A 20,407-nucleotide genomic window follows, 5' to 3' on the forward strand; every position below is an offset into this window, starting at 1 on the left:
AGGGGCACCGCCGGCCCATACATAAGGTGGGGTTGTAGCGATGGAAGCGCCGTACGACCGTGAACGCGGCCGGGCGCCGGGTGGTGGCGACCAGTCCGGTTGGCAGGGGGACCAGCACGGGCACCCCGAGCCGCGGCAGGACCCTTACCCGCCCGGCTACGACCCGTACGCCGGTCAGCAGCCATACCCGTACGCGCCGGGCGGCCACGCTCCCGGCGCGCCCGATCCCTACGGCCCACCGCACGGCCAGGCCCCCGGCGGCTACGCGGGCCAGCCCTACCCCCCGCCCAGCTACGGCCCTGGCCACCCCGGCCCACCCCAGGGAGGCCAGGGCTACGCCGGACCCCCGGAGTACCACCCACCGGCCTATGACCCCGGCGCCTACGACTCGGCGGGCTACCAGGGCCCCGACGACCCGTACCTCGCCGACAGCTACCACCACGACCCGTACGCCGGGCGCGACCCACTCGCGCAGGACCCGGTCGGCGACGCCCTCTACGACCGCGCCGCGCACCCGCCACCGCCGAGCGGCAGCGTTCCCGACCCCCATGGCCTCTACCAGCAGCCGCCGCCAGGCCCGCACGCCCCCGACGGGGGGCGCTGGGCGCCCACACCCGCACCCGAGCCCGACGCCCTCTCGCGCCATCTGCCGCACGGGGACCACGCCGCGACCACCGAGTTCACCGGCATCGAAGGGCTGATGAACCGGGCGGGCGAGACGGCGGGTTCGGGCCCCCAGGGCCAGAGACCCGGCCCTGACGACGCCTTCGCCCATCTCTTCCGCGACCAACAGGCGGGCCCGGGGCAGCCCCAGGCGGGGGGCGGCGGCCAGCCGCCGCGGCAGGCGCCCGAGCCCGCGCCCGCCGCACGCCCCGAGCCGCAGGCCGCCGCCCCGTCGGGCAAGACCAGCAAGGCCGCGGGGCTGCTGAAGTCCAGCGCCATCATGGCCGCCGGCACCCTGGTCTCCCGTGTCACCGGCTTCGTCCGCCAGCTGGTCCTGGTGGCCGCGCTCGGCGCCGCCGTCCTCGGCGACAGCTACACCGTCGCCTGGAACCTGCCCAACATGATCTACATCCTGATCATCGGCGGCGGCCTGAACTCCGTCTTCGTGCCCCAGCTCGTCCGGGCCATGAAGAACGACAGCGACGGCGGCGAGGCATACGCCAACCGCCTGCTGACCCTGGTCATGGTCCTGCTCGGCGCGCTCGTCGTCGCCGCCGTGCTCGCCGCGCCCCTGCTGGTCCGCCTGATGTCCCCGACGTTCGCGGACGACCCGGCGGCCAACGAGGTCACCGTGACCTTCACGCGCTACTTCCTGCCGACCATCTTCTTCATGGGCGTCCATGTGGTGCTCGGGCAGATCCTCAACGCCCGCGGCAGCTTCGGCCCGATGATGTGGACCCCGGTCCTCAACAACATTGTCGTCATCTTCACCTTCGGCATGTTCCTGTGGGTCTACGGCACCCAGGCCACCTCGGGCATGGGCGTCACCACCATCAGCGACGAGGGCCTGCGCCTGCTCGGCGTCGGCACCCTCCTCGGCCTGGTGGTCCAGGCCGTCGCCCTGCTCCCCTATCTGCGCGCCGCGGGATTCCGCGCCAGGCTCCGCTTCGACTGGCGCGGCAAGGGCCTCGGCAAGGCCGCCACCATGGCCAAGTGGACCGTGCTCTTCGTCCTGGCCAACCAGGTCGGCCTGATCGTCGTCACCCAGATCGCCACCTGGGCGGGCGCCAGCGCCCTGGAGGACGGCCACAGCGGCGCCGGCTTCATCGCCTACAGCAGCGCCCTGCTGATCTGGCAGATGCCGCAGGCCATCATCACCGTCTCGCTCATGGCGGCGCTGCTCCCCCGGCTCTCCCGCTCCGCCGCCGACGGCGACACCGCCGCCGTGCGCGACGATCTCTCGCACGGGCTGCGCACGTCCGCCGTCGCGATCGTGCCCATCGCCTTCGCCTTCGTGGCCCTGGGCGTGCCGATGTGCACCCTGCTGTTCGGCACGGCGGGCGAGAGCGGCGCCCGTTCGTTCGGCTACGTCCTCATGGCGTTCGGCGTCGGCCTGATCCCGTACTCCGCGCAGTACGTCGTGCTGCGCGCGTTCTACGCCTACGAGGACACTCGCACGCCCTTCTACAACACGGTGATCGTCTCGGCCACCTGGATCCTGCTCTCCGCGCTCAGCTTCGTGCTGCTGCCCGCGCGCTGGGTCGTCGCGGGCATCGCGTTCGGCTACGGCGTCGCCTACGCCGTGGGCGTCCGCGTCGCCTGGCGGCGGCTGAAGAGCCGGATGCGGGTCGACCTGGACGGCGCCCGTGTCGTGCGGACCTACATCAGGCTGGCCGGGGCGAGCGTCCCCGCCGCGGCGATCGGCGGCGGCGCCGGGTTCCTCGTCCTGCGGTCCCTGGGGGAGGGCGCGATCGGCTCGGCGGCCGCGCTGGCGGTCGGCGGCCTGCTGCTGCTCGCGGTGTTCTATGTGGCCGCCCGCAGGATGCGGATCGAGGAGCTGACCGCGCTCGTCGGCATGGTCAGGGCCCGCCTCGGACGCTGAGATCCGCTCCCTGACCGGGAATCGACCCATGACGCGCGCGCACCCGACACCGCCGCGCCACACGCCGTACAACCTGAGGCCGTACTCACATGTCGTGCGGGGTGACGGACTACCGGCACAATGAGTCTGGCAGTGTCAAGCACCCGACAGCCGAGAAACGGGGAGGCGGGAACGACGGTGGCCGAACGGAGCACGGCGACGAGCTCTTCGCAGCATCCGACGAGCGCCCAGGAGGCCACGGACTCCGAGCCGGTGTCCCGGGCGGACAAGCCGGTGACCCCGGCCGCCGGGGGCGCCAAGCAGCCCCCCGCCCACCACGAACTGCACAGCGGTCACAGACTCACCAAGCGGTACCGCCTCGAGGAGTGCATCACCCGACTGGACGGCTTCAGCAGCTGGCGCGCCGTCGACGAGAAGCTGCGCCGGGCCGTGGGCATCCATGCGCTGCCCGCCGACCACGAGCGGGCCAGGGCCGTCCTCTCCGCGGCCCGCGCCACCGCGCTGCTCGGCGACCTGCGCTTCGTCCAGGTCCTCGACGCCGCCGAGGAGAACGGGCTCGTCCATGTCATCCACGAGTGGCTGCCCGACGCCGTGCCGCTGAGCACCGTACTGCACACCGGGCCGTTGGACCCGCACGAGGCGTATGCCCTGGCGAGCCAGGTGTCCCAGGCGATGGCGGCCGCGCACCGCAAGGACCTGGCCCATCTCAGGCTCACCCCCGCCACCGTGCTCCGTACCGGGCCGTGCCAGTTCCGCATCCGCGGACTCGCCGTCGACGCGGCGCTGCGGGGCATCACGGCGGACGACCCGAGGCGGGCCGACACCGAGGCCATCGGAGCGCTGCTGTACGCCGCTCTGACGCAGCGTTGGCCCTACGGTGATGGCGCGTATGGCCTGAATGGCGTAGCGGGCCTCAGCAAGGGCTACAGGGACTCCCTGGCCACCCCCGAGCAGGTGCGGGCGGGCATCCACCGCGGGCTGTCCGAGCTCACCATGCGCGCGCTGGACAACAACGGCGCGACGGCCGCGAGTCAGGACCCGCCGTTCACCACGCCCGAGGAGCTGGGCAAGGCGCTCGCCGCCCTGCCGCGCATCCCCCCGCCCGACCCGACGCCGAGCGCCATGGTCGGGTTCCAGCACACCACCTTCCAGCGCGGCACCCTGGCCACCGGGCGCCAGCCCCCATCCGCGCCGCCCGCGCGCCCCGCCCCCGGCTCCCCCGCGCCGCCCGCCCTGCCGGGGCGCACCGGCACCGCGCTCAAGTGGGGCGTCTCCGCGCTGCTCATCGCCGCGCTCGGCCTGGGCAGCTGGCAGCTGGCCGACGCCCTTCTCAAGGGCGACGCGCCCTCCGACCAACCCTCGCCCAGCGACCCGCCCGCCGCGGGGGAAGAGGAGGAGGCGCCGCCCGCACCCGTCGAGATCGTCGACATCACCGAGTTCGACCCCGAGGGCACGGGAGGCGGCCAGAACCCCGAGATGGCGCCGCGGGCCATCGACGGCGACCTGGAGTCCGCCTGGCAGACGAAGAACTACTTCGGCCCCTCGTTCGGGAACCTCAAGAGCGGCGTCGGCCTCATCCTCGACCTGGGCGAGGTCAGGGAGATCTCGTCCCTCTCCGTGCAGGCGTTCGGCGACACCACCGTCGAGTTCCGCGCGGCCCCCGCCGACGCCGGCGCCATGCCCAACGACCTGGACGCGTTCACCACGCTCGCCTCCGACACCGGCACCGCCCTCACGCTCGAGGCCGAGGAGTCGATCGAGACACAGTTCGTGCTTGTATGGCTTACTGAGCTGCCACAGGGCGACGACGGCAACTACCGTGGCGCCATCGCCGACATCGGCGTCGTCCAGTAGAGGCGCAGAGGAGGAGAGGTCCCGTCGTGGGCAGTGGTGTGCCACGCGAGCCTGTCGTCTACACCGACAAGGAGCTCCTCCAGCGACATGTGGACGGCGATGCCAACGCCTTCACCGAGCTGGTCCACCGGCATCGCGACCGGCTGTGGGCCGTCGCGCTGCGGACGCTGGGCGATCGTGAGGAAGCCGCCGACGCCCTTCAGGACGCGCTGATATCGGCCTTCCGCGCCGCCCACACCTTTCGCGGCCAGGCCGCCGTCACCACCTGGCTGCACCGCATCACCGTGAACGCCTGCCTCGACCGGGCCCGCAAGGCCAAGAGCCGCCGCACCTACCCCATGCCCGAGCAGGAGCGTCTTGAGACTCTGCTCGATCCCCACGAGTCCGCCGAGGCCCCCGCCGAACGCACCGATCTGCGCCGCGAGTTGCGCGAGGCGCTCGACAAGCTCCCCGCCGAACAGCGCGCGGCCCTCGTGCTCGTGGACATGCAGGGCTATCCCGTGGCCGAGGCCGCCTCCATCCTCGAAACCCCGGTGGGCACCGTGAAAAGCCGCTGCGCCCGCGCACGCGCACGCCTCCTGCCCCTCCTCCGGCATTTGCGTCCCATGCCCCCCGAAGACGCCCCCGTAAGGAACCGGGCACCCGGTACTCCCGTCCCACCACCAAGAGATTCGGGAGATGCCGGGGCCGTGCGGGGAGGAGGTGCGCACTCATGAGAGAGAACCACCCGAAGGCCGCCGAGATCGCGGCGCTCGATGTGGACCTGCTGCCGCCTGCCGAGGCGGCCGCCCTGCGCGAACATCTCGCCGGTTGCGTCTCCTGCGCCGCGATCCAGGCCGATCTGGCCGCGCTCTCCGACGAGCTGGCCCGCGTCCCCGATCCGGGCCCCCTCCCCGATGACATCGCCGCCCGCATCGATGCGGCGCTCGCCGTCGAGGCGGCGGCGAGCACTGTTTCACGTGAAACAGCGACGGGCCTCCCCGAGGACAACTCCTCACGGGCCACCCCCTCCTCCACCGCGGCCTCCTCCGACGAGGGGGCCGTTCGCCGCCCGGCGCCCGGGCCGCGTTGGGTGCGGTCACTTCGGCTGGGTCTGGCCGCCGTCGGAGCCATGGTGGTGCTCGGCCTCGGCGCAGTGACGCTCTCCTCGCTCGGCGGGGAAGGTGACCAGGATCTGGCCGAGAGCGCGGGCTCCGAGGAGGCCCGGGACAACGGCAGCGCCGAGGCCGCGACCGAGGAGCCCGTGGCGACCCAGGTCCAGGAGCTGCTTGACGAGGTAGAGAGCGTGGACCCGCTCATCACGGAGGACAGCAGCGGCAGCGGGTCCGGCGAGTCGGTCGAGTCCGAAGGAACGGATGAGGACGCCGCGGCGCCGGAGAGCACCGACACCCCGGAGGGCGCGGAGCCCGAGGCCGGGGGCAGCGACGTCGAGCCCGATGTGGAGCCGGTCGACGAGGTGCCCGCATGTGTCGAGGCGGCCATCGGCCGGGGCGAGGACCCGTTGGCCGCCGGTGAAGAGGACTACGAGGGCATCGATGCGTATCTGGTCGTCTTCCAGCACGAGGTCGACCCGGATCAGGTGGACGCCTACATGGTCGCCGCGAGCTGCGCGACCGCCTCGCCCTCGGCCACGGGAGAGGTCCTCCTCCAGGAGAGCTATCCACGCGGCTGAGGCGGCGCTACCGGACCGGGAATGTCTGGGACCCTAGGATCCGTTACTGGACTATGGGCCCCCACCCGGGGGGAGACACCCCGAGACAAGGAAGATTCCCGTGAGCGACGTCCGCAACGTGATCATCATCGGCTCAGGACCCGCGGGCTACACCGCCGCGCTCTACACCGCACGTGCCTCGCTCAACCCACTGGTCTTCGAGGGTGCCGTCACCGCGGGCGGCGCCTTGATGAACACCACCGAGGTCGAGAACTTTCCTGGTTTCAAGGAAGGCATCATGGGCCCGGACCTCATGGACAACATGAGGGCCCAGGCCGAACGCTTCGGTGCCGAGCTCATCGCGGACGACATCGCCTCGGTCGATCTCAGCGGGGAGATCAAGACGGTCACCGACACCGCCGGCGCGGTGCACCAGGCCAAGGCCGTCATCGTGGCCACCGGCTCCCAGCACCGCAGGCTCGGCCTCCCCCAGGAGGACGAGCTCTCCGGACGCGGCGTCTCCTACTGCGCGACATGTGACGGCTTCTTCTTCCGCGAGCAGGACATCGCCGTGATCGGCGGTGGCGACACCGCCATGGAGGAGGCCACCTTCCTCAGCCGGTTCGCCAGGACCGTGACCATCATCCACCGCCGCGACACCCTGCGCGCCTCCAAGGCGATGCAGGAGCGCGCCTTCGCGGACCCGAAGATCACGTTCGTCTGGGACAGCGAGGTCGCGGAGATCCATGGTGCCGATGGCAAGCTCTCGGGGCTGACCCTCAGCAACAGGAAGACCGGGGAAACCTCGGCGTTGCCGGTCACGGGGCTCTTTGTCGCCATCGGCCACGACCCCCGCGTCGAGCTGTTCAAGGGCCAGCTCGACCTGGACGACGAGGGCTACCTCCAGGTGGCCTCCCCGACCACCCGGACCAATGTGCCCGGCGTCTTCGCCGCGGGGGACGTGGTCGACCACACCTACCGCCAGGCCATCACCGCCGCGGGTACCGGCTGTGCGGCCGCCCTGGACGCCGAGCGCTATCTCGCCGCCCTCTCGGACGCGGAGTCCATCGCCTCCGACGTCTCCGCCTGACCATCCCGTCCCACCGTCTCAACCCCCATCGCAAGTGAAGGAGAACACCATGGCCGGTGCCACCGTGACCGCCACCGACGCTGACTTCGAGGAGAAGGTCCTCCAGAGCGAGAAGCCGGTCCTGGTCGACTTCTGGGCCGAGTGGTGCGGCCCCTGCCGCCAGGTCGCTCCGGCGCTCGAGGCCATCGCCGCCGAGCACGCGGACAGGCTGACCGTCGTCAAGCTCAACATCGACGAGAACCCCGCGACCGCCGCGAAGTACGGCATCCTCTCGATCCCGACGATGAACGTCTACCAGGGCGGCGACGTCGTGAAGACGATCGTCGGCGCCAAGCCGAAGGCCGCCATCGAGCGCGACCTCGCGGACTTCATCGCCGACTCCTACAAGGGCTGACTCCCTGCCGGGAGAACGACAACAGCCCGAAGAACGACAGCAGGCCCAAGAAAGCGAGGGGCCCGGCTCGTTTCACGTGAAACGAGCCGGGCCCTTCTCCTTGCTCAGCCCTCGGAGGCGTCCTCGTCCTCGGACTGCTGCCCCTGCTGGTCGAGCACCGGACCCTCGCCCGGCGCCAACTGGCCCAGGATCCGCTCCAGATCCTCTATCGAGGCGAACTCGACGACGATCTTCCCCTTCTTCTGACCGAGGTCCACCTTCACCCGGGTCTCGAAGCGGTCCGAGAGCCGACCCGCCAGATGATCCAGCGCGGGGGCGATCCGCCGCCCGGCCCGGGGGCCCTTGCCCCGCGCGGTGCTCTTCTTCGCCGGAGCGCTCTGAAGCGCGACGATCTCCTCCACCGCGCGGACCGAGAGCACCTCGGCCACGATCCGATGGGCCAGCCGGTTCTGCTCCTCGGGGTCCTCCACCGACAGCAGCGCCCTGGCATGCCCGGCGGACAGCACGCCCGCCGCCACCCGGCGCTGCACCGCGGGGGAGAGCTTCAGCAGCCGCAGCGTATTGGAGACCTGAGGCCGGGAGCGGCCGATCCGGTCCGCCAGCTCATCGTGCGTGCACTTGAAGTCGCGAAGCAGCTGATCGTAGGCCGCCGCCTCTTCCAGGGGGTTCAGCTGAGCACGGTGCAGATTCTCCAGGAGCGCGTCCAGGAGCATCTTGTCGTCCTCGGTGGCCCGGACGATCGCGGGAATGAGCTCAAGACCCGCCTCACGGCAGGCACGCCAGCGGCGCTCCCCCATGATGAGCTCATAGCGCTCCGGCCCCAACTTCCGTACCACGATGGGCTGGAGCAGCCCCACCTCCTTAATGGAGGTGACCAGCTCCGCCAGCGCGTCATCGTCGAAGACCTCACGCGGCTGCCGAGGGTTGGGGGTGATGGAGTCCAGCGGAAGCTCCGCGAAGTGGGCCCCCGCCACCTCGCCCCCCTGCACCGCGGCGGGCGGCTCCTCGACCGGAGGCGTTTCACGTGAAACGCCGTGGGAGCCGCCGTCCTCCGGAGAACCCGGTCCCGTGGGGACCACGACCCCCCGGTCCGGTGCCAGCACCGGAACCGCGGCGGGCGACACCGATGCCCCGCGATCCGTCGCCGCACTGGACTCGTCGGAGCTTGTCGGCGCGGCCGGGATCAGCGCGCCAAGCCCTCGGCCGAGCCCTCTCCGTCGTTCACTCACTATGCCCCCTTCACCGGGCTGTGCTGTTCCTGCTGCGGGAGCCCCTGCTGGGGAGCGGCCCCGCGCAGCGCGATCTCTCGGGCCGCCTCCAGATACGACAGCGATCCGCTGGAGCCCGGGTCATAGGTGAGGACCGTCTGCCCATAGCTCGGTGCCTCGGAGATGCGGACCGAACGCGGGATATTGGTCCGCAGCACCTCCTTGCCGAAGTGGCTGCGCACCTCGTCGGCCACCTGCGAGGCGAGCCTGGTCCGTCCGTCATACATCGTCAGCAGGATCGTGGAGACATGGAGCCGGGGATTGAGATGGCCCCGGACCAGCTCGACATTCCGCAGAAGCTGGCCCAGGCCCTCCAGGGCGTAGTACTCACACTGAATCGGAATGACGACCTCGGCCCCGGCCACCAGGGCGTTGACAGTGAGCAGCCCCAGGGAGGGCGGACAGTCGATGAAGACATAGTCGAGCGGCTGCTCATAGGCGCCGATGGCCCGCTGCAACCTGCTCTCCCTCGCCACCACCGAGACCAGCTCGATCTCGGCGCCCGCCAGGTCGATCGTCGCGGGGGCACAGAAGAGGCCCTCGATGTCGCGGACCGGCTGCACCACCTCGGAGAGCGGCTTGCTCTCGATGAGGACGTCATAGATGGAGGGCACCTCGGCATGGTGGTCGATGCCAAGTGCCGTGGAGGCGTTGCCCTGGGGGTCGAGGTCGATCACCAGCACGCGGGCGCCATGCAGCGCCAGCGACGCGGCGAGGTTGACCGTGGTGGTGGTCTTTCCGACGCCGCCCTTCTGGTTGGCGACGATCATGATCCGGGTGTCCTCCGGCCTGGGGAGGCTCCCCCCGGCGCGGTACATCGCCTCAACCGCCTGCTGTGCGGCGCGACTTGGCGAATCGCCCGAGGGCGCGGGGGCCGTGGGGGCGATGTCCACGGCACCGCCGGGGGCATCGGTGGATTCGGACCGAGGGCCGGGCACCGGATCAGCCGTCGGCCCAGCGATATTGGCGTCGGACCGCAATGGTTCACTCTCCTCGACATGTGCAGCCTTCGTCGCCTCAAAGCCTGCCATGTCCTGGGGGTCACGAACCAGCGAAGACCCCCTACTTGTGGAGAGAGGGCCCTCTGTGGATACCGGCGACACACTTTCGGGGGTAGCTCGAGAACGACGGTCGCGCGGCTCGGCGGCCGCGCGTCCCCGACTGATGATTCCCTGGAGCAGCGAGCGGCGTTTCACGTGAAACACGATGCCCATCCGCGCGGCCGGCGAACGGACCGACACTCCGCATCGGGGATATATTCGGCTCTTTTGGCCAGTAACGACGTATCAGACCGGCGAACCGGGGTCAGGCGAGCCCGGCGCTCAGGGCGAGCGCCAGCTGCTCCGCCCGCCGCGACGGGCGGCCTTGGCGCGCTTGGCCGCGAACCGCACACCGCCCGGGCTCTCGCCGACCTCCACCCGGACCACCGTGGACGGCGGGTCCAGCAGCTCCTTGCCGACCTGGAGCACCGAGCTGCTCACCACGCCGAGCTTCGCCAGGGCGGCTCGTGCGCCCTTGAGCTCCTGCTCCGCGGTGTCGCCCTTGAGCGCAAGCATCTCCCCATAGGGGCGCAGCAGGGGAACGCCCCATCCGGCGAGCCGGTCCAGCGGGGCGACGGCCCTGGCCGTCACCACATGGACGGGAGTCACCTCGCTCATCACTTCCTCGGCCCTGCCCCGCACCACGGTCACCTGGTCGAGTCCCAGCAGCTCAACGACCTCGTTGAGGAAGTTGGTGCGGCGGAGCAGCGGCTCCAGCAGCGTGATCCGCAGATCGGGGCGCACCAACGCCAGAGGGATGCCGGGCAGTCCGGCCCCCGAGCCCACATCGCACACGGTCACCTGCTCGGGGACGATCTCGGCGAGCACCGCGCAGTTCAGCAGGTGACGTTCCCAGAGCCTGGGCACCTCACGCGGGCCGATGAGGCCGCGGCCAACGCCGATCTCGGCGAGCAGCTCGGCATAGCGCACGGCGTCGGGCAGCCGGTCGCCAAAGATCTCGTGGGCCGCCGGCGGAGGCTCGGGAAGCTCCGCCGACGGCCCCTCGGGCGTCACACCTCGGGTCACGGCAGGACGACCACGCGGCGCTGCGGCTCCTCGCCCTCGGACTCGCTGCGCAGACCGGCGGCCGCGACGGCGTCATGCACGACCTTGCGCTCGAACGGGGTCATCGGCTTGAGCTTGACCGGCTCACCCGAGTCCTTGACCTGCTCCACGGCCTCGGTGGCGAGGGCGGTGAGCTTTTCCCGCTTGCGGGCCCGGTGACCGGCGATGTCCAGCATCAGCCTGCTGCGTTCGCCCGTCTCCCGGTGCACCGCGAGGCGGGTCAGCTCCTGGAGCGCCTCCAGGACCTCGCCGTCGCGACCGACCAGCTTCTGGAGATCGCGCGCGGGGCCGTCCGAGACGATCGAGACCGCCGCCCGGTCGCCCTCCACGTCCATGTCGATGTCGCCATCGAGGTCCGCGATGTCGAGGAGCCCTTCAAGGTAGTCGGCCGCGATCTCGCCTTCCTGCTCAAGACGAGAGAGGACATCGGCGTCCTTGGTGGCGGTTGAGGTGGTGTCCGTCACGGGTCGGGCTCCTTCTGAGTTCCTACTTCTTGCTCTTGGCGGAGGGCTTGGGCCTGCGGGGCTGGGACTTCTTCGCCCCTCCTGCCTTCCCGCCGCCCTGGCCGCGGCCTCCCTGGCCCGAGGCGGGCCGGGTGCCGTTCCGGCTGCCGTCCGCGGCGTCGGACGAGTCCTCCGAGGCCGCTGACTTCCCCGCCCCTTCCCGGGAAGGCGTCTGCTTCTTCGCCTGCTGCCCCTGGCGCTGCTGGCCCTGGCGGGGGCTCTGCCGCTGGGACTTGCTCTGCCGCTTGGGCTGCGTCCGGTTGGCGCGGGCGGTCTCGACGGCCTTCTTGGTCTCGGTCTCGACCGGCTCCTCCGTGAGCTTGCCCTTCTTCCGCAGCTTCTCCTGGCGCTGCTTGTAGGCGAGGCTGCCGGGGGTGGGATTGCGGTTGATCACATAGAGCTGCTGGCCCATGGACCAGACGTTGGTGGTCAGCCAGTAGATGAGGACGCCGACCGGGAAGTTGATGCCGAAGACGGCGAACATGATCGGGAAGATATACATCAGCATCTTCTGCTGATTCATGAACGGCGTCTTGACCGTGAGGTCGACGTTCTTTGTCATCAGCTGGCGCTGGGTGTAGAACTGCGACGCCGACATCAGGATGATCATGATGATCGTGACGGTCCTGACGGTGCCCACCGAGGCGCCGAGGTCCGCGAGGCGGCTGGCGCTGTCGAGGAAGCGCGCCGCGATCGGGGCGCCGAAGATCGTGGCCTCGCGGGCGCTGTCGACCTGGTCCTGGGTGAGGATGCCGACGGTGTCGCGGTTGGCGATGTGGTTCAGCACCTGGAAGAGCGCAATGAAGAACGGCGACTGCGCCAGGATCGGCAGACAGCTCGCCAGCGGGTTGGTGCCCGTCTCCCGGTACAGCTTCATCATCTCTTCGGACTGACGCTGCCGGTCGTTCTTGTAGCGCTCCTGGATCTTCTTCATCCGTGGCTGGAGCGCCTGCATGTTCCTCGTGGCCTTGATCTGGCGCACGAAGAGGGGGATCAGGGCGATCCGGATCACGACCACCAGGGAGACGATCGACAGGCCCCACGCCCAGCCGCTGTCCTCGTGGAAGACGAGGCTGTACGCCCTGTGGAACAGGATGATGATTTGCGTGACCACCCAGTACAGGGGACTGAGGATCGAGTTGATCGTGTCCACGGATCAGGCTCCTTGGGCTTTGTTGTGGGCACCACCGGGCGAGGCGGGGGAGAGGGTCCGTGGCCGCAGACGGGCGCGCAGACGCTGGTGCCAGACCGGGTGTTTCCGGGGCGGCACATGATCAACACCACCGCGCGACCAGGGGTTGCAGCGCAGGATGCGCCACGCGGTCAAGGCCGTCCCCTTGAGGGCGCCGTGCCGGTCGATCGCCCCGTATCCGTAGTGGGAACACGACGGATAGTAACGACAGACCGGCCCCAGCAGCGGACTGATGGTCCACTGGTACAGCTTGATCAGCAGCAGCAGTGGGTACTTCATGTCCGTACCCCTCCCAGCAGCCGCTCCAGGGCGGCGTCGAGATCCCGGGCCAGCTGCTCATAGGCGGCGCCGTCCGCGCCGGGCAGAGCCCGTACGACAACCAGGCTACCGGCGGGCAGCCGGGACAGCCGGTCCCGTATCAGGTGGCGCAGTCGGCGCTGCACGCGATTGCGGGCGACGGCGTTGCCCACGGCCTTGCTCACGACGAAACCCGCACGCGGCGGAGAGCCAGGCTCTCCCGCCGGGTGCGGGTCCTTTCCGCTGCTCAGATGGACGACGAGGTGCGGGCGTCCGGCCCTGCGCCCCCGGCGCATCGCCGTCGCGAAGTCCTCGCGCCGCCTCAGCCGGTTCTCGGAGGGCAGCACCGCATGGACCTGGTCGGGGTCGGTCAGGCCGAAAGGCGGGAGCGGCCCTTGCTGCGGCGGTTCGCGATGACGGCGCGGCCGGCACGCGTCCGCATCCGCAGACGGAAGCCGTGGGTCTTGGCCCGGCGCCGGTTGTTCGGCTGGAAAGTGCGCTTGCTCACTCGGAGGCTCCAGGGGTCTTCGGTGTTCCGCCACGGGGTGGTCGGGACAGGGGGCGTGGACCGCCGACAGCTGTCACCGTGCACCCACGAGGAGCCCGCGGCGCCCGAGTCAGCCGCCTTTCGAGGTGGACCATCGGAGGCAGGCGGCAGCAGCCGTCGACGACTCGACCTCGCAACGGTACGCGCGAGGCGCACCCCGGGTCAAACCCGGACGGCGCAGCGTTGTACACACCCTGTGGACAATGACTTGATGCGCAGACGCCGCGCTGACTACCGTTGCTGAACTCGGAATCCTTTCCCGACCCCTTCGCCGTCACACCACCGGGGGTCACCGAAGCCAGCACCAACCCCTGCGAGTGAGAGAAGCGTGCCTCGTGGCTGACCTTCCAGCAGACCTTTCCGCGGTCTGGCCACGCGCGCTGACCTCCATGCTGTCGGACGGCCAACGCATCGAGGCCAAGGACCACCGATGGCTCCAGGACTGCCAGCCGCTGGCCCTCGTCTCGGGAACGGCGCTGCTCGGCGTCTCGAACGAGTACGCCAAGAGCGTCCTCGAGGGCAGGCTCGCCCCGCTCATCAGCGACGTGCTCAGCAGGGAGTGCGGGCAGCCCATCCGGCTGGCGATCACGGTCACGGCGCCGGTCGCCGAGCCGCCGCCCCTCCCCGCCCCGGCGCAGCAGGGGCCGCCACGTCAGCGCCAGCCCGGCCCGCCGCCCGCGCCCCCGCACGAGCGCCACGACCAGCACGGACACCACCCGCGGCACGGGCAGGTGAACGGCGACGGCTCGGCGCCGTTCTACTCAGGGGACGAGGGTCACCGCTCGGGCGACGGGATGCTGCCGACCGCCCGCGCCGCCTACCCCGAACACGCCGAGGCCGGGCGGCAGCAGGTGCCCCCGCCGGTGAACTGGCAGCAGCCACACGGTGATTACCCGACCTATGGGGTCCCGGGGCGCCTGCCCGAGTCCTACGACCAGCGCGGCGGCGGGCCGCTGCCGACCGTGCCGGGCCAGGGCCAGGGACAGGGCCCCGCCGAGCCGACGGCGCGGCTCAACCCCAAGTACCTCTTCGACACGTTCGTCATCGGCGCCTCCAACCGCTTCGCCCACGCGGCGGCGGTCGCGGTCGCCGAGGCCCCGGCCAAGGCGTACAACCCCCTGTTCATCTATGGGGAGTCGGGCCTGGGCAAGACGCATCTCCTGCACGCCATCGGGCACTACGCCCGCAGCCTCTACCCGGGGACCCGCGTGCGGTACGTGAGCTCGGAGGAGTTCACGAACGAGTTCATCAACTCCATCCGCGACGGCAAGGCGGACGCGTTCCGCAAGCGCTACCGGGACATGGACATCCTGCTGGTCGACGACGTCCAGTTCCTGGCGAGCAAGGAGTCGACGCAGGAGGAGTTCTTCCACACGTTCAACACCCTGCACAACGCGAACAAGCAGATCGTGCTCTCCTCCGACCGGCCGCCGAAGCAGCTGATCACGCTGGAGGACCGGCTGCGGAACCGCTTCGAGTGGGGCCTGATCACGGACGTCCAGCCGCCCGAACTCGAGACGCGCATCGCTATCCTGCGCAAGAAGGCCGTGCAGGAGCAGCTCAACGCGCCTCCCGAGGTGCTCGAGTTCATCGCCTCGCGGATCTCGCGCAACATCAGGGAGCTCGAGGGCGCGTTGATCCGGGTCACCGCGTTCGCCAGCCTCAACCGGCAGCCGGTGGACCTCGGTCTCACCGAGATCGTCCTCAAGGACCTGATTCCCGGCGGCGAACACGCGACCCCCGACATCACCGCCGACGCCATCACCTCGGCCGTCGCGGACTACTTCGGCCTGACCGTGGACGACCTCGCGGGCACGTCGCGCAGCCGCATCCTCGTCACGGCCCGCCAGATCGCCATGTATCTGTGCCGGGAGCTCACCGATCTCTCGCTGCCCAAGATCGGCCAGCACTTCGGGGGGCGCGACCACACGACCGTCATGCACGCGGACCGCAAGATCCGCGCGCTGATGGCCGAGCGGCGCTCCATCTACAACCAGGTCACCGAGCTGACCAACCGCATCAAGGCGGGCTGAGGCCCGGCCCTCGCGGCCCCCGCGGCCCCTCTCCGCGCTCTTCGAGCGCCCGGCGCCCCCGAGACACCTCGGGGGCGCCGTTCGATTACCCCCGCGCCACCGGGCGTTCTCCACAGATCCGCCGACTTTTTCCCGTCCACACCCTGTGGGAAGCGGAAGTTGTCCAGATCTTGATCCACAGGGCCCCGGGGGAAGGGGTGTTGTCGCAGGTCAGGTGGGTGTGGATATGTGGAGGAACGCCATCCACAGACTGTGGATGGCGAAGGGGCGCCCGGGGGCCGCCGAGCGGTTGTCCACCGTCCGCCCACAGGCAAAGGGCCGTTGTACACAGGTAATCCACAGGGTTGTCCACTGTTCGGCAACGCAACGCACCCTGTCACCGGGACGAGTGAATCAGGTCACAGAGGCACGCCACTGAGCCTGTTGAGAACCTCGCGAAAACTGGGGACAGACCTGGGGAGAAGTGGCCCTCACCTGGGGATGAGCTGTGCACAACTTTCGGCTGTCCACAGGACCCCCCTGTTCATCCACCGCTCCACCCACAGGGCCTGTGCATAAAAAACGGCGGCTGACCTGCGCAAACGAGCTTTTCCACCGTTTCCACAGGCCCTACTACTACCACTACCTAGAGAAGAGGGCCGATCCGTTCAAAAGCGGGGGCTGTGCACAACCGGGCCTCTCGGCGACCTACCCGCTCCGCGTCGATTTGACTCGCGGAAGCGCCTAGTGTCAGTGCCGTGCGTCAGACTGGTGGCCGGTAAGAGGACATCAGGCAGGGCAGCCAGCGACAGCGGGAGGCGGCTGAAGTGAAGATCCGGGTGGAACGCGACGTGCTCGCCGAGGCGGTGGCCTGGGCTGCCCGCAGCCTGCCGGCCCGGCCGCCTGTGCCGGTCCTCGCGGGGCTGCTGCTGAAGGCCGAGGAGGGGACGCTGAGCCTTTCCGGCTTCGACTACGAGGTCTCGGCCCGGGTGTCGGTCGAAGTGGACGTGGAGGAGGGCGGCACGGTCCTCGTCTCGGGGCGCCTGCTCGCCGACATCTGCCGCGCCCTGCCGAACCGCCCGGTGGAGATCTCGTCCGACGGCGTGCGGGTCACCGTGCTCTGCGGCTCGTCCCGCTTCACGCTCCACACGCTGCCCGTCGAGGAATACCCCGCGCTGCCGCAGATGCCGACCGCGACGGGGACGGTCTCGGCCGAGGTGTTCGCGGCCGCCGTCTCCCAGGTGGCCATCGCCGCGGGGCGCGACGACACGCTCCCCGTGCTGACGGGCGTGCGCATCGAGATCGAGGGCGACCTGGTGACGCTCGCCTCGACCGACCGGTACCGGTTCGCGGTGCGGGAGTTCCTGTGGAAGCCCGAGACGGCCGACCTGTCCGCGGTGGCGCTCGTCCCCGCCAAGACGCTGCTCGACACGGCGAAGTCGCTGAGCGGCGGCGACACGGTGTCGCTCGCGCTCTCGGGGGCGGGCGCGGGCGAGGGCCTGATCGGCTTCGAGGGCGCGGGGCGGCGGACCACCACGCGGCTGCTCGAGGGCGACCTCCCGAAGTACCGGACGCTGTTCCCGACCGAGTTCAACTCCGTGGCCGTGATCGAGACCGTGCCGTTCGTCGAGGCCGTCAAGCGCGTGGCCCTGGTCGCCGAGCGGAACACCCCGGTCAGGCTGAGCTTCGAGCAGGGCGTGCTGATCCTGGAGGCCGGGTCGAGCGACGACGCACAGGCTGTGGAGCGCGTGGACGCGCAGCTCGAGGGCGACGACATCTCGATCGCGTTCAACCCCGGCTTCCTGCTCGAGGGCCTGAGCGCGATCGACTCCCCCGCCGCGCAGCTGTCGTTCACCACGTCGACCAAGCCCGCGCTGCTGAGCGGACGCCCCGCGGTCGACGCGGAGCCCGACGAGGCGTACAAGTACCTGATCATGCCCGTGAGGCTGAGCGGCTGAGGGCGCGCGCGAGGAGTCGCCCGCCCGGACCCGGCGCGTGCCGCGGGAGCGCGAGGGTCGTCCCTCGCACGGTCGCAGGACGCCCGTGAGGCTGAGCGGCTGAAGTGCTGAGCGGCTGAAGGGGCGCTGAGGGCGGTCGCTAGGCTCGGCTCCAGGTCGTTTCGTCACATAAGGAGTCCCCATGGAGCTCGGTCTCGTCGGTCTCGGCAGGATGGGCGGGAACATGCGTGAACGCATCCGCCGCGCGGGGCACACGGTCGTGGGTTACGCCCCGGACACCCCGGGCGCCGATGTCCACAGCCTGCGGGATCTCGTGGACGCGCTCGCCGCCCCGCGCGTGGTCTGGCTGATGGTCCCTGCCGGTGCCGTCACGCAGTCGGTCGTGGACGAGCTGTCCAGGCTGCTCTCGCCCGGCGATGTGATCGTCGACGGCGGGAACTCCCGCTGGACCGACGACGCCAAGCACGCCGAGCAGCTGGCCAAGCTGGACATCGGCTTCGTTGACTGCGGGGTCTCCGGCGGCGTCTGGGGCCTGGAGAACGGCTACGCGCTCATGTACGGCGGCGCAGACGAGCACGTGGCCAAGGTGAAGCCGATCTTCGAAGCCCTCAAGCCCGAGGGCGAGTTCGGCTCGGTCCACGCGGGCAAGGTCGGCGCCGGGCACTTCGCGAAGATGGTCCACAACGGCATCGAGTACGCGATGATGCAGGCGTTCGCCGAGGGCTGGGAGCTGCTTGAGGCGGCCGACGAGGTCACCGATGTGCGCGAGGTGTTCCGCTCCTGGCAGGAGGGCACGGTCATCAGGTCCTGGCTGCTCGACCTGGCGGTCAGGGCGCTCGACGACGACGAGCACCTGGACCAGCTGCGCGGATACGCCGCCGACTCGGGCGAGGGCCGCTGGACGGTCGAGGCCGCGATCGACAACGCCGTGCCGCTGCCCGCGATCACGGCGTCGCTGTTCGCGCGGTTCTCGTCGCGCCAGGAAGACTCCCCGCAGATGAAGATGGTCGCCGCCCTGCGGAACCAGTTCGGCGGCCACGCGGTCGAGGGCTCCAAGTAGGCCGGGGCAGGCCGCGTCACACGGTCGGGGAGGGTCGGCTTCGTTGCACGTCACACGCCTGTCGCTGGCCGACTTCCGGTCCTATGCCACGGCCGACATTGCGCTGGCCCCCGGGGTGACGACGTTCGTCGGCCCCAACGGGCAGGGCAAGACCAACCTCGTGGAGGCCGTCGGCTATCTGGCGACGCTGGGCAGCCACCGCGTCTCATCCGACGCGCCGCTGGTGCGGATGGGCGCCGAGCGCGCGGTGATCAGGGCGGCGGTGACCGAGGGCGGCCGTGAGCAGCTGGTCGAGCTCGAGCTCAACCCAGGCCGGGCCAACCGCGCCCGCCTCAACCGCTCCACCCACGTCCGCCCGCGCGACGTGCTCGGCGTGGTGCGGACGGTGCTGTTCGCGCCCGAGGACCTGCACCTGGTCAAGGGCGACCCGGGCGAGCGGCGCAGGTTCCTCGACGACCTGGTGACGGCGCGCGCCCCCAGGCTCGCCGGGGTCAGGGCGGACTACGAGCGGGTGCTCAAGCAGCGCAACACCCTGCTGAAGTCCGCGGCGATGGCCAGGCGGCACGGCGGGCGCGGCGTCGACCTGTCCACGCTCGACGTGTGGGACCAGCATCTGGCGCGCTCGGGCGCGGAGTTGCTGGCGCGGCGGCTCGATCTGGTCGCGGCGCTCGGCCCGTTGACCGACAAGGCGTACGAGTGCCTGGCCCCGGGCGGCGGCCCCGTCGGCCTCGAGTACCGCGGCCCCGCCGAGGTGGCGCCCGGGGCGTCGCGCGAGGAGTGGTACGAGGCGCTGCTCGGCGCGTTGGCCGCGGTGCGGGCCCAGGAGGTCGAACGCGGCGTGACGCTTGTCGGCCCGCACCGGGACGATCTGGGCCTGCGTCTTGGCGAGTTGCCCGCCAAGGGCTACGCGAGCCACGGCGAGGCGTGGTCGCTCGCGCTCGCGCTGCGGCTCGCGTCGTACGACCTGCTCAAGGAGGAGGGGCCCGAGCCTGTGCTGGTCCTGGACGACGTGTTCGCCGAGCTCGACGCGCGGCGAAGGGAGCGGCTCGCCGAGCTGGTCGCCGGTGGCGAGCAGGTGCTGGTGACCGCGGCGGTGGAGCAGGATGTGCCCGAGGTGCTGGCCGGTGCGCGGTTCGCGGTGGCCGAGGGGCGGGTGACCGCCGATGGCTGAGGGCCAGGACGCCTCCGGCGTGAACGCCCCTGATGGCGCCCCGTCCTCAGGGGCTCAGCCCTCAGGGGCCCAGTCCTCGGGCGTCGACCTGGCGCGCGTCGCGCTGCGGGCGGCCAAGGAGCAGGCGCGGGCGCGCGGCACGGTGGCGCAGCAGCGCAAGCAGGCGCGGCGCGGCGGTCTGCGCTCCGGCGCGCGCCCCGGCGGTCGCGATCCGCTGCCGCTCGGCGCCGCGGTGGAGCGGCTCTCGGTCGAGCGGGGCTGGGAGATGCCGCTCGCGGTGGGCGGGGTGCTGGGCCGCTGGCCCGAGTTGGTGGGCCCCGAGGTGGCGCAGCACGCGGTGCCCGAGAGCTACGACGAGGAGTCGCGCGTGCTGACCGTGCGGTGCGACTCGACGGCGTGGGCGACGCAGTTGCGGCTGCTCGCGCCCCAGCTGCTGCGCAGGCTGAACGCCGATCTCGGCCAGGGCACGGTGCGTTCGCTCAAGGTGTTCGGGCCCGCGGGCCCTGGCCGCGGCGCCGGTCGGCTGCGCGCTCCCGGCAGCAGAGGGCCGGGCGACACCTACGGGTGAGCGGGTGGGACGGGGGGTGCGGGAGTGATGCCGGTCACTTTTGCAGAGGTTGACAGACGGAAGCGCTGAGCGCCGTCGTGAGCGGATCAGGGACCCGGCCCGCATATAGGGAGTCACCGGATGGCAGTTCAGGGCGGCACATGCGGACTGAGAGCCCAGCAAACCGTCATTACAGTCGGCGCTACCGGTAGA

Annotated in this window: 19 protein-coding genes; 11 read left to right on the top strand and 8 right to left on the bottom strand. The window is 70.7% G+C overall.

The genetic code is table 11. The features are described 5' to 3' along the window. Nucleotides 1-40 precede the first annotated feature (40 nt). The 6 genes from murJ to trxA all read left to right on the top strand — a co-directional run bounded on the left by murJ (nucleotide 41) and on the right by trxA (nucleotide 7,534). Nucleotides 41-2,545, top strand: coding sequence for a murein biosynthesis integral membrane protein MurJ (murJ, locus tag DEH69_RS27620; protein ID WP_113689707.1), 2,505 nt, complete (start codon nucleotides 41-43; stop codon nucleotides 2,543-2,545). Nucleotides 2,546-2,665: 120 nt separating this feature from the next. After that, complete coding sequence (locus DEH69_RS27625; RefSeq protein WP_113689708.1) at nucleotides 2,666-4,399, top strand: protein kinase family protein; 1,734 nt, start codon at nucleotides 2,666-2,668, stop codon at nucleotides 4,397-4,399. 26 nt (nucleotides 4,400-4,425) lie between these two features. Further along, the gene (gene sigM / locus DEH69_RS27630; RefSeq protein WP_258535005.1) at nucleotides 4,426-5,115 is read left to right on the top strand and encodes an RNA polymerase sigma factor SigM; all 690 of its coding nucleotides are present in this window, start codon (nucleotides 4,426-4,428) and stop codon (nucleotides 5,113-5,115) included. After that, nucleotides 5,112-6,071, top strand: a complete 960-nt coding sequence (locus DEH69_RS27635) for an anti-sigma factor (protein ID WP_113689710.1) — start codon at nucleotides 5,112-5,114, stop codon at nucleotides 6,069-6,071. Before sigM ends, DEH69_RS27635 begins: the two co-directional genes overlap by 4 nt. A gap of 100 nt (nucleotides 6,072-6,171) precedes the next feature. Continuing rightward, complete coding sequence (gene trxB / locus DEH69_RS27640) at nucleotides 6,172-7,140, top strand: thioredoxin-disulfide reductase (protein ID WP_113689711.1); 969 nt, start codon at nucleotides 6,172-6,174, stop codon at nucleotides 7,138-7,140. A gap of 49 nt (nucleotides 7,141-7,189) precedes the next feature. Beyond that, nucleotides 7,190-7,534: a thioredoxin gene (gene trxA, locus DEH69_RS27645; protein ID WP_113689712.1), complete on the top strand. Its 345-nt coding sequence runs from the start codon at nucleotides 7,190-7,192 to the stop codon at nucleotides 7,532-7,534. A 104-nt stretch (nucleotides 7,535-7,638) separates the two neighbouring features. Here trxA and DEH69_RS27650 read toward each other — a convergent pair whose 3' ends face one another. The 8 genes from DEH69_RS27650 to rpmH all read right to left on the bottom strand — a co-directional run bounded on the left by DEH69_RS27650 (nucleotide 7,639) and on the right by rpmH (nucleotide 13,407). Then, the gene (locus DEH69_RS27650) at nucleotides 7,639-8,763 is read right to left on the bottom strand and encodes a ParB/RepB/Spo0J family partition protein (protein ID WP_113689713.1); all 1,125 of its coding nucleotides are present in this window, start codon (nucleotides 8,761-8,763) and stop codon (nucleotides 7,639-7,641) included. Beyond that, the gene (locus DEH69_RS27655) at nucleotides 8,763-9,833 is read right to left on the bottom strand and encodes a ParA family protein (protein WP_113689714.1); all 1,071 of its coding nucleotides are present in this window, start codon (nucleotides 9,831-9,833) and stop codon (nucleotides 8,763-8,765) included. The genes DEH69_RS27650 and DEH69_RS27655 overlap by 1 nt, the downstream gene beginning before the upstream one ends. Nucleotides 9,834-10,124: 291 nt before the next feature. Further along, nucleotides 10,125-10,868, bottom strand: coding sequence for a 16S rRNA (guanine(527)-N(7))-methyltransferase RsmG (rsmG, locus tag DEH69_RS27660; RefSeq protein WP_113689715.1), 744 nt, complete (start codon nucleotides 10,866-10,868; stop codon nucleotides 10,125-10,127). After that, on the bottom strand, nucleotides 10,865-11,371 hold the full coding sequence (locus DEH69_RS27665; protein WP_113689716.1) for a R3H domain-containing nucleic acid-binding protein: 507 nt from the start codon (nucleotides 11,369-11,371) through the stop codon (nucleotides 10,865-10,867). The genes rsmG and DEH69_RS27665 overlap by 4 nt, the downstream gene beginning before the upstream one ends. Nucleotides 11,372-11,393: 22 nt before the next feature. Next, complete coding sequence (yidC, locus tag DEH69_RS27670) at nucleotides 11,394-12,554, bottom strand: membrane protein insertase YidC (protein WP_113689825.1); 1,161 nt, start codon at nucleotides 12,552-12,554, stop codon at nucleotides 11,394-11,396. A 12-nt stretch (nucleotides 12,555-12,566) separates the two neighbouring features. Further along, the gene (gene yidD / locus DEH69_RS27675) at nucleotides 12,567-12,881 is read right to left on the bottom strand and encodes a membrane protein insertion efficiency factor YidD (protein ID WP_113689717.1); all 315 of its coding nucleotides are present in this window, start codon (nucleotides 12,879-12,881) and stop codon (nucleotides 12,567-12,569) included. Beyond that, the gene (rnpA, locus tag DEH69_RS27680; protein ID WP_113689718.1) at nucleotides 12,878-13,246 is read right to left on the bottom strand and encodes a ribonuclease P protein component; all 369 of its coding nucleotides are present in this window, start codon (nucleotides 13,244-13,246) and stop codon (nucleotides 12,878-12,880) included. Before rnpA ends, yidD begins: the two co-directional genes overlap by 4 nt. Nucleotides 13,247-13,269: 23 nt before the next feature. After that, entirely contained in the window at nucleotides 13,270-13,407 is a 138-nt protein-coding gene (gene rpmH / locus DEH69_RS27685) for a 50S ribosomal protein L34 (protein ID WP_113689719.1), read from the bottom strand. A gap of 374 nt (nucleotides 13,408-13,781) precedes the next feature. Between rpmH and dnaA the strand changes: the two genes are divergently transcribed. From dnaA to DEH69_RS27710, 5 genes are all read left to right on the top strand, one after another. Then, a complete protein-coding gene (gene dnaA, locus DEH69_RS27690) occupies nucleotides 13,782-15,479 on the top strand; it encodes a chromosomal replication initiator protein DnaA (protein ID WP_113689720.1) in 1,698 nt (565 codons plus the stop codon). Nucleotides 15,480-16,285: 806 nt separating this feature from the next. Further along, entirely contained in the window at nucleotides 16,286-17,416 is a 1,131-nt protein-coding gene (dnaN, locus tag DEH69_RS27695) for a DNA polymerase III subunit beta (protein WP_113689721.1), read from the top strand. A 181-nt stretch (nucleotides 17,417-17,597) separates the two neighbouring features. Beyond that, complete coding sequence (gene gnd, locus DEH69_RS27700; protein ID WP_113689722.1) at nucleotides 17,598-18,476, top strand: phosphogluconate dehydrogenase (NAD(+)-dependent, decarboxylating); 879 nt, start codon at nucleotides 17,598-17,600, stop codon at nucleotides 18,474-18,476. Nucleotides 18,477-18,519: 43 nt separating this feature from the next. Beyond that, nucleotides 18,520-19,647, top strand: a complete 1,128-nt coding sequence (recF, locus tag DEH69_RS27705; RefSeq protein ID WP_113689723.1) for a DNA replication/repair protein RecF — start codon at nucleotides 18,520-18,522, stop codon at nucleotides 19,645-19,647. Continuing rightward, a complete protein-coding gene (locus tag DEH69_RS27710) occupies nucleotides 19,640-20,215 on the top strand; it encodes a DUF721 domain-containing protein (RefSeq protein WP_113689724.1) in 576 nt (191 codons plus the stop codon). Before recF ends, DEH69_RS27710 begins: the two co-directional genes overlap by 8 nt. The last annotated feature ends 192 nt before the right edge of the window (nucleotides 20,216-20,407 follow it).

The organism is Streptomyces sp. PT12, from assembly GCF_003311645.1.
Classification (GTDB): Bacteria; Actinomycetota; Actinomycetes; order Streptomycetales; family Streptomycetaceae; genus Streptomyces.

Coding starts and splice junctions, on each gene's coding strand:
- trxA (WP_113689712.1), top strand. CDS start 7,190: ATGGCCGGTGCCACCGTGACCGCCACCGACGCTGACTTCGAGGAGAAG.
- DEH69_RS27710 (WP_113689724.1), top strand. CDS start 19,640: ATGGCTGAGGGCCAGGACGCCTCCGGCGTGAACGCCCCTGATGGCGCC.
- DEH69_RS27635 (WP_113689710.1), top strand. CDS start 5,112: ATGAGAGAGAACCACCCGAAGGCCGCCGAGATCGCGGCGCTCGATGTG.
- murJ (WP_113689707.1), top strand. CDS start 41: ATGGAAGCGCCGTACGACCGTGAACGCGGCCGGGCGCCGGGTGGTGGC.
- DEH69_RS27655 (WP_113689714.1), bottom strand. CDS start 9,833: ATGGCAGGCTTTGAGGCGACGAAGGCTGCACATGTCGAGGAGAGTGAA.
- DEH69_RS27625 (WP_113689708.1), top strand. CDS start 2,666: ATGAGTCTGGCAGTGTCAAGCACCCGACAGCCGAGAAACGGGGAGGCG.
- gnd (WP_113689722.1), top strand. CDS start 17,598: ATGGAGCTCGGTCTCGTCGGTCTCGGCAGGATGGGCGGGAACATGCGT.
- yidD (WP_113689717.1), bottom strand. CDS start 12,881: ATGAAGTACCCACTGCTGCTGCTGATCAAGCTGTACCAGTGGACCATC.